The 13,857-nt window shown below is 72.4% G+C and carries 12 protein-coding genes and 2 pseudogenes; 8 read left to right on the top strand and 6 right to left on the bottom strand.

The features are described 5' to 3' along the window. Both ABZ885_RS24680 and ABZ885_RS24675 read right to left on the bottom strand, forming a co-directional pair. Window positions 1-2,663, bottom strand: a 2,663-nt coding sequence (locus ABZ885_RS24680; RefSeq protein ID WP_360192500.1) for a type I polyketide synthase, incomplete at its 3' end; no start/stop codon positions are given. 424 nt (window positions 2,664-3,087) lie between these two features. Next, a complete protein-coding gene (locus ABZ885_RS24675; protein ID WP_360192498.1) occupies window positions 3,088-3,750 on the bottom strand; it encodes a DUF1707 domain-containing protein in 663 nt (220 codons plus the stop codon). 307 nt (window positions 3,751-4,057) lie between these two features. Between ABZ885_RS24675 and ABZ885_RS24670 the strand changes: the two genes are divergently transcribed. Next, on the top strand, window positions 4,058-5,080 hold the full coding sequence (locus ABZ885_RS24670; protein ID WP_360192495.1) for a methyltransferase: 1,023 nt from the start codon (window positions 4,058-4,060) through the stop codon (window positions 5,078-5,080). Between the two features lie 70 nt (window positions 5,081-5,150). Here ABZ885_RS24670 and ABZ885_RS24665 read toward each other — a convergent pair whose 3' ends face one another. The 3 genes and pseudogenes from ABZ885_RS24665 to ABZ885_RS24655 form a co-directional block, all read right to left on the bottom strand. Beyond that, window positions 5,151-5,867, bottom strand: coding sequence for a ribonuclease H (locus ABZ885_RS24665; protein ID WP_360192492.1), 717 nt, complete (start codon window positions 5,865-5,867; stop codon window positions 5,151-5,153). A gap of 64 nt (window positions 5,868-5,931) precedes the next feature. Then, window positions 5,932-6,306, bottom strand: a pseudogene (locus tag ABZ885_RS24660) (DUF1275 family protein); the annotation flags it as partial. 57 nt (window positions 6,307-6,363) lie between these two features. Next, window positions 6,364-6,669: a hypothetical protein gene (locus tag ABZ885_RS24655; RefSeq protein WP_360192490.1), complete on the bottom strand. Its 306-nt coding sequence runs from the start codon at window positions 6,667-6,669 to the stop codon at window positions 6,364-6,366. 44 nt (window positions 6,670-6,713) lie between these two features. On the opposite strand from ABZ885_RS24655, the gene whiG reads away from it, so the two are divergent. Together whiG and ABZ885_RS24645 are read left to right on the top strand one after the other, a co-directional pair. After that, a complete protein-coding gene (whiG, locus tag ABZ885_RS24650) occupies window positions 6,714-7,694 on the top strand; it encodes an RNA polymerase sigma factor WhiG (RefSeq protein ID WP_360192487.1) in 981 nt (326 codons plus the stop codon). 82 nt (window positions 7,695-7,776) lie between these two features. Next, entirely contained in the window at window positions 7,777-8,349 is a 573-nt protein-coding gene (locus ABZ885_RS24645; RefSeq protein ID WP_360192503.1) for a helix-turn-helix domain-containing protein, read from the top strand. A gap of 87 nt (window positions 8,350-8,436) precedes the next feature. On the opposite strand, the gene ABZ885_RS24640 is transcribed toward ABZ885_RS24645, so the two are convergent. Then, window positions 8,437-8,832, bottom strand: a complete 396-nt coding sequence (locus tag ABZ885_RS24640; RefSeq protein ID WP_360192485.1) for a M23 family metallopeptidase — start codon at window positions 8,830-8,832, stop codon at window positions 8,437-8,439. A gap of 1,074 nt (window positions 8,833-9,906) precedes the next feature. On the opposite strand from ABZ885_RS24640, the gene rpsB reads away from it, so the two are divergent. The 5 genes and pseudogenes from rpsB to ABZ885_RS24615 all read left to right on the top strand — a co-directional run. After that, window positions 9,907-10,773, top strand: a complete 867-nt coding sequence (rpsB, locus tag ABZ885_RS24635) for a 30S ribosomal protein S2 (RefSeq protein WP_360192482.1) — start codon at window positions 9,907-9,909, stop codon at window positions 10,771-10,773. A 129-nt stretch (window positions 10,774-10,902) separates the two neighbouring features. Continuing rightward, on the top strand, window positions 10,903-11,742 hold the full coding sequence (gene tsf / locus ABZ885_RS24630; protein WP_360192480.1) for a translation elongation factor Ts: 840 nt from the start codon (window positions 10,903-10,905) through the stop codon (window positions 11,740-11,742). Window positions 11,743-12,005: 263 nt separating this feature from the next. Continuing rightward, on the top strand, window positions 12,006-12,770 hold the full coding sequence (gene pyrH / locus ABZ885_RS24625; protein ID WP_360192477.1) for a UMP kinase: 765 nt from the start codon (window positions 12,006-12,008) through the stop codon (window positions 12,768-12,770). Window positions 12,771-12,886: 116 nt separating this feature from the next. Continuing rightward, a complete protein-coding gene (gene frr, locus ABZ885_RS24620) occupies window positions 12,887-13,444 on the top strand; it encodes a ribosome recycling factor (RefSeq protein ID WP_360192475.1) in 558 nt (185 codons plus the stop codon). A 230-nt stretch (window positions 13,445-13,674) separates the two neighbouring features. Beyond that, window positions 13,675-13,857, top strand: a pseudogene (locus ABZ885_RS24615) (hypothetical protein); the annotation flags it as partial.

The raw sequence follows: 13,857 nt of genomic DNA, 5'->3' as shown, positions 1-13,857 counted from the left end.
GTGCCGACCGTCAGGACATCGGCGATACCGGCGTCCTCGGCCGTCTCGGTGACCGAGGCGGTCAGCACCGGATGCGGGGACACCTCGACGAACGCCCCATAGCCCCCGCCCAGCAGGGTGCGGACGGCCTCCTCGAAACGCACCATCCGGCGCAGGTTCGCGAACCAGTAGCCGGCATCGGCCTCGGGGCCGGTCAGCCACTCACCGGTCACCGTGGAGATCATCGGCACCCGGCCCGCCTGCGGCGCGATCCCGGCCAACTCCTCTGCGAGGACCGCCTCCAGGGGCTCCACCGCCGGCGAGTGCGCCACGAAGTCCGTCACCGGCACCCGCCAGCGCATCACCTTCCGCGAGGCCAGCTCACGCTCGAACTCCGCCAGCGCTTCCGCCTCGCCCGACACGACCACCGCCGCCGGGCCGTTGACCGCGGCGATCGACAGCCGCTCGCCCCAGCCCTCGACGATCTCCCGCACCGACGCATACGGCATCACCACCGACAGCATCGAACCCTGAAGCTGCAGGCTCGACAGCGCCCGCGCCCGAACGGCGACCACACGGGCACCGTCCTCCAGCGACAGCATCCCCGCCACCGTCGCCGCCGCGATCTCACCCTGCGAGTGGCCCAGGACGGCGTCCGGCGTGACACCGGCGGCCTCCCACACCGCAGCCAGCGACACCATCACGGCCCACATCACCGGCTGCACGATGTCCGCGGCCTCCAGCACGGGAGCACCCTCGGCCCCGGCCAACACCCCGGACAGACTCCACGGCACATGCGGCGCCAACGCCGCCTCACACTCCGCCAACCGCGCCGCGAACACCGGACTGACCTGCGCCAGCTCACGGCCCATGCCGACCCACTGCGCACCCTGACCCGCGAACACGAACGCCCTCCGGCCCCCGGTCCGGGCCACACCCGACACCACGGAAGCAGAACGCGTCCCGAAGGCCAAACCACCCAGCCCCGACAGCAGCTCCTCACGGCCACCACCGACCACCACGGCCCGGTGCTCGAAGGCCGAGCGCGTCGCCGCCAGCGACCAGGCGACATCCTCCGGCGTCGACCCCGGCCGTCCCGAAATCCAGTCCCGCAGCCGCGCCGCCTGCGCCGTCAGCCCCTCCGCCGACCGGCTCGACAGCAGCCACGCGGCCGACCCGTCCTGCTCCAGCACCGCGGGAGCGGCCGGAGCCGCCTCGACCTCGGCGGCCGGAGCCTCGCCCGTCTCCTCGTCCGTCCCCTCACCGGCGGGCTCGTCCGCAGCGGACTCGTCGTCCGCGGCCGGGGCCTCCTCCAGGATGATGTGGACGTTGGTGCCGCTCATTCCGAACGACGACACACCGGCGCGGCGCACGTGCTCCCCGGTGGGCCATGCCGCCGCCTCGTTCAGCAGCTTGACGTCGCCGGCCGCCCACTCCACGTGCGGGGTCGGCTCGTCCGCGTGGAGCGTGGCCGGCAGCTGCTCGTTCTGCAGCGCCAGCACCATCTTCATCACACCGGCCACACCGGCGGCCGCCTGCGTGTGCCCGATGTTCGACTTCACCGAGCCCAGCCACAACGGCCGTCCCCCGGCGCGCTCCTGGCCGTACGTCGCCAGCAGCGCCTCGGCCTCGATCGGGTCCCCGAGCGTGGTGGCCGACCCGTGCGCCTCCACCGCGTCGATCTCGTCGGCCCGGACCCCGGCGTTCGCCAGCGCCGCCCGGATCACCCGCTGCTGCGACGGACCGTTGGGCGCGGTCAGACCGTTGGAGGCACCGTCCTGGTTGACCGCCGAACCGCGCATCACGGCCAGGATCCGGTGCCCGTTGCGGCGCGCGTCCGACAGCCGCTCCACCACGAGGACGCCGACGCCCTCGGCCCAGCCGGAGCCGTCCGCGGCCGCGGCGAAGGACTTGCAGCGCCCGTCCACCGAGGTGCCGCGCTGGCGGGAGAAGCCCACGAAGACGGACGGGCTGGAGATCACCGTCGCGCCGCCGACCAGGGCCATCGAGCACTCGCCGGAGCGCAGCGACTGGGCGGCCAGGTGCAGCGCGACCAGGGAGGACGAGCAGGCGGTGTCGATGGTGACGGCCGGGCCCTCCAGGCCGAGGGTGAACGCCACGCGGCCCGAGGTGACACTGGTCGCGATGCCGGTGAGCAGGTGGCCCTCCGACCCTCCGCTCTGCGCCGCCGGGTCGGTGCCGTAGCCCTGGCTGTAGGCGCCGGCGAACACGCCGGTCCGGCTGCCGCGCAGCGAGGCGGCGTCGATGCCCGCCTGCTCCAGCGCCTCCCAGGACACCTCCAGCAGCAGGCGCTGCTGCGGGTCCATCGTGACCGCCTCGCGCGGGCTGATGCCGAAGAAGCCCGCGTCGAACTCGGTGGCGTCGTACATGAATCCGCCGTGGCGCGCGTACGAGGTGCCCGGGTGGTCGGGGTCCGGGTCGTAGAGGTTCTCGAGGTCCCAGCCGCGGTCCTGCGGGAACGGGCCGATCGCGTCGGACCCGTCGGAGAGGAGCCGCCACAGCTCCTCCGGGTTCTGCACCCCACCGGGGAAGCGGCAACCCATGCCGACGATCGCGATCGGCTCCTGGCTCCGTTCCTCGACCTCAGCCAGTCGACGGCGGACCTGGCGCAGATTAGCCGTCACGAGCTTCAGATAATCGCGGAGCCTGTCTTCGTTGGCCATTTAATTCCGCCACCCCTGCTTGCCGAGGATATGCCAATTCTGATCTGCACAGCCGCGGTGCGGGATTACCGCGGGAATTACGCAATCGGGACTTCTCAATACCTGCAAATGATCGAGCCCACCAGCAACAGGAACGTATCCACCCCTGATGGGCGGCGCAAACGTGGCAGTTGAACACTTGAACCACTTGACCACGTACGGGAATCGAGGATTCAGACACTCGATCCGCCGGACCGCGCGGGTACCGGATAGCAACGAATACCACGGACCGCTATTCAGGTCCAGAGGCCCGCCCAGGGGCCCCGCCCGCAAACGCGGAGGGCGGTGGCCGGCCCCTGCGAGCCGTCCACCGCCCTCTGCTTACCGCCCTCCGCCCGTCTCCCCCGGGCCTCGCCGTTCGCCGGACCACCGTCCGGCCCGGCCGTCAGAGCGCGCTCTCCCCGCGCATCCACTGCCCGAGCGTCCGCCGCGGGTACCTGACCACCACGTCACCGCCGCGGACCCGGCCGCTCACGTTCACCCGGAGCTCGACCGGCTCGTTCCAACCGGGCTTGGGCACACGGACCTTGAGGTCGCCGACGCCCACGGCCAGCTCGTGGGTCGCCACCACGATGCCCGGCCGGACCACCATGATCAGGTCGCCGCCGATGCTCAGGTAGACGTCGAGGTCGAGGGTGGCATGGCTGATCACCGCCTGGGTGAAGTCGAGCTTCACGTCGCCCCCGTGCATCCGGATGTCCAGCCGGCGCGGGACCTCCCAGGGCCCGATCCGCCGCAGCGTGCCGAAGCGCTGGTTGATCTCCACCACGTCCTTGCCCGGCCGGACGGGCTCGGCGCGGGGAACGGGCGCGGGAGCGGGGAGCGGCGCGACCGGCAGGTCGCGGGTCAGCAGGGCCAGTTCGCCGAAGGTGCGGGCGTTCAGTGCCAGCGCGAGGCGGTCGTCGAGCTCCTCGGCCGTGAGCCGGCCGTCCGCCGCGGCGTCGCGGAGGATCTCGACGACCTCGTCCCGGTCGGCGTGCGAAGCCCTGATGTCCCCCGCGGACACGTCCCCGGCACCCTGACTGCTTGACGACCTGTCATCCGTCATGTCTCCAGCCTGATCTTCCTCTGGGAGCGCCACGTCCAATCGACGATAATCGACGGTACATGACACCGGATTGCTCCCCGGCCGCAAACGGGACATCCGGCGCTGTTCAACTGGCGGCCCCCGCGCGCACGAACGGATCCCGTAGCGCCACCGGGCCGGAACGGCCCCGCGAACTCCCCTTCCGCCGCACGGCAGTTGAACGACGCGACGCAAAGCCGGGGCTCCCACTACCGTCGGCCGGACGAACCGTCATCCGCAACCCGCCATCGAAGCTGAGGAAGTGCACGGATCCATGGAAACGTCGCTGGTGAGTCTTGTCATGGGGTCCTTCACCTCCGCCACGGTCGGCGCCGCGGCACGCCTGGGCATCGCCGACGCCCTCGCGGACGGGCCGGCCACGCCCGCCGACCTGGCCGAGGCCGTCGGTGCGGACCACGACGCGCTCGTGTCCCTCATGACGGCCCTGACCGCGCTGGGGGTCTTCGCGAAGGACGAGGACGGCCGCTACACCAACTCCCCCCAGTCCGAGCTGCTCCGGACCGACCACCCCGACTCGATGCGCTACCTGACCGCGCTGCTCTGCGGCCTCTACGCCCAGGCCGCCGCCGGCGGGCTCACGGAGGCCGTGCGGACCGGCACCTCGGTCATGCCCCACGCGTTCGGCGTCCCGCTCTACGAGTACCTGGACAAGGACCCCGAGGCCGCCCGGATCTTCGACCTCGCCATGCAGGACTGGGCCCGCCCGATCGGCGCCGTCCTGGCGGAGCACGTCCCGTTCGAGAACGTCCGCACCGTCATCGACGTCGGCGGCGGGAACGGCACCCTCCTCAAGGCCATCCTCACGGCCCACCCGCACCTCAAGGGCATCTGCGTGGACCGCCCGGACACCTGCCGCCGGGCGGAGGAGGACCTCCGCGCCTCCGGTGACGACGACCTCGTCGCGCGGCTCTCCTTCCAGGCCGCCGACATCCTCCGCGAGGTCCCCGCGGGCGGGGACCTCTACATCCTCAAGAACGTCCTCCACGACTGGAGTTCGGAGAGCGGCGTCGAGATCCTCGGCAACATCCGCCGCGCGATGAGCGCCACCACCGCCCCCGAGGGCGCCCCGACGCTCCTGGTCATCGACCCCCTGGCCGAGCACGACTCGGGCGCCGCCTTCCGCAACGTCATCAAGATGGTCGTCGGCGAGTCCAAGGCCCGCGAGCGCACCGAGGCCGACATGCGCAGCGAAGCCGCCGCCGCCGGCCTCCAGGTCGTCTCGATCACCCCCTGCCCCGCCGACCTGAGCGTCACCGCCTGCGTCGTCGCCCCCGCGCCGCAGGCCGCCTGACGCACCCCGGCACAGAACCGGCCCGGCCCGTCGAGGCCGGGCCGGTTCCGGCGTGCGGAAGACCAGGGCTTCAGGCGTGGGCCGCCACGCACTGCGGGTGCCCCCAGCTGCTGCCCACCTTGGTGATCGTGTCGCCCTTGGCGTACGGCCGGGCGCACGGACACGTCCCGGGATAGCGCGCGGCCAGCGTCCGCGACCCGCCCACAGAACTCCGCTTCGACGACGACGCCGACTTCGAGGGCGAAGCCGAGGACGACGAGGACGACGCCCGCCGGACCCGCGGCGCAGCGCTCGGGGCCGGCTCCGGCACCGGAAGGTCCGCCGCGGTCCCGCCGGCGGCCTCCTGGCTGCGGGCGGCGTCGCTGGCCGCCTTGTCCGCAATGGCGTTCAGCGGATCACCGTCCACCTGGTGCGCGGGCACGTACACGAACGTGACCTCCCGCCCCTCCAGGAGCCCGTCGATCGCCTGGATCAGCTCCTGGTTGGCCACCGGCTTCCCCGCGGCGGTCTTCCAGCCGTTGCGCTTCCACCCGGCCAGCCACTTGGTCACCGCGTCCCGGGTGTACGTGCTGTCGAGCCGCACCTCCAGGGGCACCGCCGGATCCGTCGCGAGCAGCAGCTGCTGCAAGGCCGTGAGTTCACCGACGTTGTTGGTGTTGCGCCCGAGCGGCCCGGCCTGCCAGCGCTGCGGAACCCCGTCCCCGTCCGCCACCACGAAGGCCCACCCCGCCGGCCCCGGATTACCCTTGGCCGCGCCGTCGCAGGCCCCGATCACACGTTCAACCATCCCCCGATCATGCCAGGCCCCCGGGCCCGTCCCGGCCGGGCCGACACTCGGCCGGCACGTCCGGTCACTCGCGGTAGAGCAGGACGGTGAGGCCGACCGCGGCCGCGCCGGCCGCCAGGGCCCAGGCGGTCCGCCCGTGCAGGACCAGGACCGCGCCCGGGGCGGCGCCGGCGAGCATGGTGGCGACGGAGAGGAGCTTCCTGCGCTGGCGGGGGGCGGTGCCGCCGGCCAGGCGGGACTCGGCGGCCAGGCCGGTGAGGGTGAGGGTGAGCACGGTGGTGGTGAGGTCCGGCACGGCGAGACCGCGGACGGTGCCGTTGCGCAGGCCCATCGCCAGGGCGAGCAGGGCGATGACGGCGTACTGCGCGGACCCGTCGGCGCCGCGGGTGAGGACGACCACGGCGGCGGCGCCGTACAGCGCGGCCTCCAGGATCAGGGGGGATGCGGGCGGGCGCCGCTGGAACGGGGCGGCGCCCCCGGTCGGATGCGGCGGACCTCAGAAGAAGCAGGGGTCCAGCGGCACCTGGGGCTGCCCGGGGCGGGCGAGGCCGCGGGCCGCGCGCCAGGCGTGCTGTTCGCCGGAGGCGGCCACGGCCTCCAGGACGCCTTCGGCCTGGTGGACGCCGGCCGGGCCGGGTGCGGGGGTGGCGTGGTAGCCGCCGAACCGGGTGACCGGGCTCCAGGAGGGCGTCACCGCGGGCAGCTCCGGGGCCAGGCCCTGGTGCTCCTGGGCGGCGTGGACGATGCGTCCGCCGACGACGGTGAGGACGGACTCGATGTGCGGGATGTCGGCCTCGGGCACGGTGAAGTAGTCGGCGCTGAGCAGCGTGAGGTGGCGCCGGGCTGATGCTGGCCCTCGGCCTGCTCACCCCGCTGGCCGGCGCGGGCGTCATGGGGGTGATGACCGTCGCCCTGACGGTCAAGTGGCCCCACGGCCTGTGGGTGCAGCACGACGGGTACGAGTACCCGTTCGTCCTGATCGCCATCGGCGCGGCGCTGGCCGCCACCGGCCCCGGACGGGGTCGGTCGACGGCGCCCGCGGCCCGGCGGGAGTCGGGCGGCCCCGAACGCACCGCGCTCGAAGCGCTCTGGCGCGCCTACAAGGAGACGGGTGACCAGCGGCTGCGGGAGCAGCTGATCCTGCACTACTCACCCCTCGTCAAATACGTCGCGGGCCGGGTAGGAGTCGGTCTGCCCTCCAACGTCGAGCAGGCCGACTTCGTCTCCTCCGGCGTGTTCGGGCTGATCGACGCGATCGAGAAGTTCGACATCGACCGTGCCATCAAGTTCGAGACGTACGCGATCAGCCGGATCCGCGGCGCGATCATCGACGAGCTCCGCGCGCTGGACTGGATCCCGCGCTCGGTGCGGCAGAAGGCCAAGGCCGTCGAGCGGACGTACGCGACCCTGGAGGCCAGGCTGCGCCGGACGCCGCACGACCCCGAGGTCGCGGCCGAGATGGGCATCGCGACCGAGGACCTGCACGCGATCTTCAGTCAGCTCTCCCTCGCGAACGTGGTGGCGCTCGACGAGTTGCTCCACCCGGCCGGTGAGGGCGGGGACCGGCTGAGCCTGGTGGACACCCTGGAGGACCACGGCGCGGACAACCCGGTCGAGGTGGCCGAGGACCGGGAGCTGCGCCGGCTGCTGGCCCAGGCGGTCAACACACTCCCGGAGCGGGAGAAGACGGTGGTGACGCTCTACTACTACGAGGGGCTGACCCTCGCCGAGATCGGTCAGGTCCTCGGGGTTACGGAGAGCCGGGTCAGCCAGATCCACACCAAGTCGGTCCTGCAACTGCGCGCCAAGCTGTCCGACATCCGGTAGGGCACGGGCGAGGCGCGGCGCCGTACCGGCCGCGTGTAGGGCTCCGTACAGTGGGAGGGTGCCGAAGATCCGAGCGGCCACCGTGGCCGAGCATCGCCAGCTGCAGCGGGCAGCCCTCCTCGACGCTGCCCGCAGCCTCCTCACCGAAGGAGGCATGGAGGCCCTGACCTTCCCCGCGCTCGCGGCGCGCACCGGGCTGGCCCGCTCCTCGGTCTACGAGTACTTCCGCTCCCGGGCCGCAGTGGTCGAGGTGCTCTGCGAGGTCGACTTCCCGCTCTGGGCGGCCGAGATCGAGGCCGGGATGGAGAGCTGCGACACCGCGGCCGGCCGCGTCGAGGCGTACATCCGGGGCCAGCTCGCGCTCGCCGGGGACCCGCGCCACCGGGCGGTGGCGGCGATCTCGGCGCTGGAGCTGGACGAGGCGGCACGCGAGCGCATCCGGGCGGCGCACGGGAAGCTGGTGGGCCTGGTGGTCCAGGCCCTGGAGGACCTCGGCCACGAGCAGCCCCGGCTGGCGGCGGCACTGCTCCAGGGGATCGTGGAGGCCGCCGTCCGGCAGGCCGAGCAGCGCGCCGGCGCAGGCCGGGCCGAGGAACCGGACGTGATCGCGGACGCCGCCGTCGCCCTGGCCCTGCACGGACTCGGCAGGAGCTGAGCCTCGACAGGACCTGAGCCTCGACAGGAGCCGGGCGGAGAAGAGCGAGGCCGGGGGAGGCGTGCGGAAAGGACCGGGGGAGGGGATTCACCGGTCCCGGCCGAGTGGCAGCAGCCGCGCGGCGCCCGCACCGAACAGGGCCGGCGGGTCGAGGTAGCGCTCGCCGCGGAGCAGCCCCCAGTGGAGGCAGTCGCGTCCCGCGCAGTGGCCGGTGCCGGGTGAGAGCCGTCCGATCACCTGACCGGCCGCGACCGTGGTGCCCACGGTGACGCTGCCGGCGACGGGCAGATAGGTGGTCCGCAGCGGGGGAGTGCCGGACGCGGGGTGCGTGACGGTGACCACCGGGCGCCCGGCCACCAGGCCGGAGAAGGTGACCACACCGGGGGCGGCCGAGCGGATCTCCGCACCGGCGGCCGCGGCCAGGTCGACGCCCCGGTGCCCGGCGGCCCACGGCTTGGGCGGCGCTTCGAACCGCGCGAGCAATGCACCGGGCCCGCCCACCGGCCACGCCCGACCGGAATCGGGGCCGGTCCCGCTCCCGGTCCCGCTCCCGCTCCCGGTCCCGCTCCCGCTCCCGGTCCCGCTCCCGGTCCCGCTCCCGGTCCCGCTCCCGGTCCCGGTCCCGCTCCCGGTCCCGCTCCCGGCCCCGCCGCCGGCCGAGCCGCCGGAACCGCTCCCCGAGCCGCTCCTCGTCCCCTCCCCACCCCCACCCGCGGAACGACGCCCTGCCTCCGCGTGCCCCACCGGGCCCGGCAGAGTGACCAGCAGCAGCGTCATCAGCACCAACAGCGCCAGCAGCACCACCCGGCGGTCGTGCCCGGGCCCTGGCGGCACCGGCGACGCGACCGGACCGGCACCGGAGGCACCCGCCGGACCGGCACCGGACGCACCCGCCGGAGCGGAAGCGCAAGCGGAAGCGGGGAAGCCGGGAGTACCGGCGACGTCGGCGGCAACGGCAGGAGTAGTCATGCGCCCGAGGCTCTCCGCGTTCCGCCACCCCCACCAGCCCGTCCCCGTGTCCTGTGGACAACCCGCCCCTGTGGACAACCGGCGTCCCCCGAACGGCCGCCTCTCCCTCGGTCCCCAACCCCCAGCCCCCCTGCCCACCACCCCCAGCCCCCCTGCCCACCACCCCCAATCTCCAGCCCCCCTGCCCACCACCCTCAGCCCCCCCTGCGCACCGCCCCACGCGGGCCACCCGCAGCCCACCCGTCCCGCTGGAGTCGCCCGCCGCTCGGCGCTTCCCGTACACTTCACACGCGACCCGGTCCGCCGGGTCGACTTCGCACGCCCCGCCACCGGTGGACGGATGCGGCTCAGCCGCCGCCCCCGCCAGGTGCGAGTGCCGCTCGGTCCGCCGAGCCCGACCCGGTCCCCGGACCGCTCGGGCACAAGCGGCTCGGCACGTTCGGGGCGTCAGGCGTGGCTGTCACCTGGCCGCCACGGACAAAACCGAGCCTGACCCGGCCGTACGCAGACGCCCGAGCGGGGAGCGCCACCGCGCGAACCACGACGTCGCTGCGCCAGAGCCGGGCGCAACACCTTAGGAGTACGGCTATGGCCGTCGTCACGATGCGGGAGCTGCTGGAGAGCGGCGTCCACTTCGGTCACCAGACCCGCCGCTGGAACCCGAAGATGAAGCGCTTCATCATCACGGAGCGCAACGGCATCTACATCATCGACCTCCTGCAGTCGCTGAACTACATCGACCGCGCCTTCGAGTTCATCAAGGAGACCGTTGCCCACGGCGGCAGCGTCCTCTTCGTCGGCACGAAGAAGCAGGCCCAGGAGGCCATCGCCGAGCAGGCCACCCGCGTGGGCATGCCCTACGTGAACCAGCGCTGGCTCGGCGGCATGCTGACCAACTTCTCGACCGTCTACAAGCGCCTGCAGCGCCTCAAGGAGCTCGGCGAGCTGGACTTCTCGGACGTGGCCGGCTCCGGCCTCACCAAGAAGGAGCTCCTGGTCCTCCAGCGCGAGCACGACAAGCTGGAGAAGACCCTCGGCGGTATCCGCGACATGCAGCGCGTTCCCAGCGCTGTCTGGATCGTGGACACCAAGAAGGAGCACATCGCGGTCGGCGAGGCCCGGAAGCTCAACATCCCGGTCGTCGCCATCCTCGACACCAACTGCGACCCCGACGAGGTCGACTACAAGATCCCGGGCAACGACGACGCGATCCGCTCCGTCACCCTGCTGACCCGTGTGATCGCCGACGCCGTCGCCGAGGGCCTCAAGTCCCGCGCGGGTGTCGCCAAGGGCGACGCGAAGGCCGAGCCGGGCGCCGACCAGCCGCTGGCCGACTGGGAGAAGGACATCCTCGAGGGCGAGAAGAAGGCCGAGGAGGCTCCCGCCGCCGAGGCCCCCGCCGAGGCTCCCGCCGCCGAGGCCCCCGCTGCCGAGGCTCCGGCCGAGCAGGCCTGACGTACCAAGGGTGAGGGGCACCCGCCGGTACGACACCGGTTGGTGCCCCTCTCTCCCGCGCCGGGACCGAACCAGCGGTCCCGGCGCAACCCCACGCAGACACGCGAGACGCGAGAAGAGATTCACACCATGGCGAACTTCACCGCCGCGGACGTCAAGAAGCTCCGTGAGCTCACCGGCGCCGGCATGATGGACTGCAAGAAGGCCCTGGACGAGGCCGAGGGCAACGTCGAGAAGGCCGTCGAGCTCCTGCGCATCAAGGGCCAGAAGGGCGTTGCCAAGCGCGAGGGCCGCGACGCCTCCAACGGCGCCGTCGCCGCGCTGATCGCCGAGGACAAGAAGTCCGGCGTTCTGGTCGAGCTGAACTGCGAGACCGACTTCGTCGCCAAGGGTGACAACTTCGTGCAGGTCGCCGACGCGATCGCCGCGCACGTCGCGAAGACCGCCCCGGCCGACCTGGACGCCGCCCTGGCTTCCGAGATCGAGGCCGGCAAGACCGTCCAGCAGTTCGTGGACGAGGCCAACGCGACCCTGGGCGAGAAGATCGTCTTCCGTCGCTTCGCCCAGTTCGACGGTGACGGCTTCGTCGCGGTCTACCTGCACAAGACCAGCCCCGACCTGCCGCCGGCCGTCGGCGTCCTGGTCGAGCTGGACAAGGAGAACGCCGAGGTCGCCAAGGACGTCGCGCAGCACATCGCCGCCTTCGCGCCGAAGTACCTGTCCCGCGAGGACATCCCGGCCGAGGACCTCGAGAACGAGCGCCGCGTCGCCGAGGCCACCGCTCGCGAGGAGGGCAAGCCGGAGGCCGCCCTGCCGAAGATCGTCGAGGGTCGCGTCACCGGCTTCGTGAAGGAGAACTCCGTCCTGGAGCAGGCCTTCGCGAAGGACAACAAGAAGTCCGTCGCCAAGGTCCTCGAGGAGAACGGCGTCGCCCTCAAGCGCTTCGCCCGCTTCCGCGTCGGCGCCTGAGCCACGTTCCACCGGACTCCCGGCACGCTTAGGCTGGGAACCGCCCCCGCCCGCTGACCAGGGCGGGAGGGACGCGCCGAACGGGCTCACCCCAGCGTCATCCGTCTACGGGCGGGCCGCGTCGGCACCATGAACGACGAGGAGGCCATTGCCGTGCAGGACACCGAACCGGTTCCCGCGGCAGTGGCCTCCTCGCGTGTACGCGCAGGCCTGGGATCCGCACCCCGGCGTCTGTGAACCAGTAGGTGTAGAAGGAGAAGTCCATGCAGGAGACGCAGGAGACCGCGCAGGACCCCCAGGACGGCTCTCGCCGCCGGGTGCTGCTGAAGCTGTCCGGTGAGGCCTTCGCCGGTGGCGGCGGGCTCGGCGTCGACCCGGACGTCGTGCACGCGATCGCCCGCGAGATCGCGACCGTCGTCCGCGCCGGTACCGAGGTAGCGGTGGTCATCGGCGGCGGCAACTTCTTCCGCGGCGCCGAGCTGCAGGTCCGCGGCATGGACCGGGCCCGCTCCGACTACATGGGCATGCTCGGCACCGTGATGAACTGCCTCGCGCTGCAGGACTTCCTGGTCAAGGAGGGCATCGAGACCCGGGTCCAGACCGCCATCACGATGGGCCAGGTCGCCGAGCCGTACCTGCCGCTGCGCGCCGTCCGGCACCTGGAGAAGGGCCGCGTGGTGATCTTCGGAGCGGGTATGGGCATGCCGTACTTCTCCACCGACACCACGGCCGTCCAGCGCGCGCTGGAGATCCACGCCGACGTGCTGCTGATGGGCAAGAACGGCGTGGACGGGGTCTACGACTCCGACCCCCGGACCAACCCGGACGCGGTCAAGTTCGACGCGCTGGAGTACTCCGAGGTCATCGCCCGCGACCTGAAGGTCGCCGACCTCACCGCGATCACGCTGTGCAAGGACAACAACCTCCCGATGCTGGTCTTCGAGCTGCTGGCGGAGGGCAATATCGCGCGTGCGGTGAAGAGTGAGAAGATCGGCACACTCATCAGCCAGGATTCTGTCCGGGCCTGAGCAGCACTCAGCCGTACCGGAGGGCAGCGCCGCGACCGGCGCCCTCCACACCGCGACCGGCTTCGACGCCGACACCGGTCGGGACACCAGCAGATGAACCGGACAGGGAGTACACAGTGATCGAAGAGACCCTCCTCGAGGCCGAGGAGAAGATGGAGAAGGCCGTCGAGGTCGCCAAGAACGACTTCGCCGCCATCCGCACCGGCCGCGCCCACCCGGCGATGTTCGCCAAGATCGTGGCCGAGTACTACGGCGCCGTGACGCCGATCAACCAGCTGGCCTCCTTCTCCGTGCCGGAGCCGCGGATGGCGGTCGTCTCGCCGTTCGACAAGACCGCGCTGAAGGCCATCGAGCAGGCGATCCGCGACTCCGACCTGGGCGTCAACCCGAGCAACGACGGCTCCATCATCCGGGTGGTGCTGCCGGAGCTGACCGAGGAGCGCCGTCGCGAGTACATCAAGGTCGCCCGCGGCAAGGGCGAGGACGCCAAGGTCTCGATCCGCTCCGTGCGCCGCAAGGCCAAGGACGCCATCGACAAGCTGGTCAAGGACGGCGAGATCGGTGAGGACGACGGCCGCCGTGCGGAGAAGGAGCTCGACGACACCACGGCCAAGTACGTGGCCAGCGTCGACGAGCTGCTGAAGCACAAGGAAGCCGAGCTGCTCGAAGTCTGATGAACGATGCCCCTGACGCCCCTGGCTATTGGGGCCCATCCGACGAGCAGTACCCGCAGTACCAGGCGCGGCAGCCGCAGCCCCAGCAGTCGCACCCCCCGTACCACCCCGTGCAGCCGGCGTACCAGCAGCCGGCGACGGGCACCGCTGCGGGTGACCCCGGCCACCGAACGGGTCACTCGCAGCAGCCCCCGGTGTACTGGGGCGGTGACGCGGAGGAGACTCAGGTCATGCCTCCCGTACCGGCCGACCCCGGGCCGGCCCCCGCCGAGGGGCCGGCCCGGGCGGCCGGGCGGCTGAGCGGTCCGCTGTTCCGGGACGAGCAGCCCCGGACGGCGGTGCCGGGCGCGTCGGAGACCGTCCGCGGCCGGGGCCTCCTCCAGGATGATGTGGACGTTGGTGCCGCTCATTCC

Source organism: Kitasatospora sp. NPDC047058, assembly GCF_040643935.1.
Lineage (GTDB): Bacteria > Actinomycetota > Actinomycetes > Streptomycetales > Streptomycetaceae > Kitasatospora.
The sequence above is the reverse complement of the archived record's forward strand: the minus strand, read 5'-3'. Positions and strand labels throughout refer to the sequence as shown.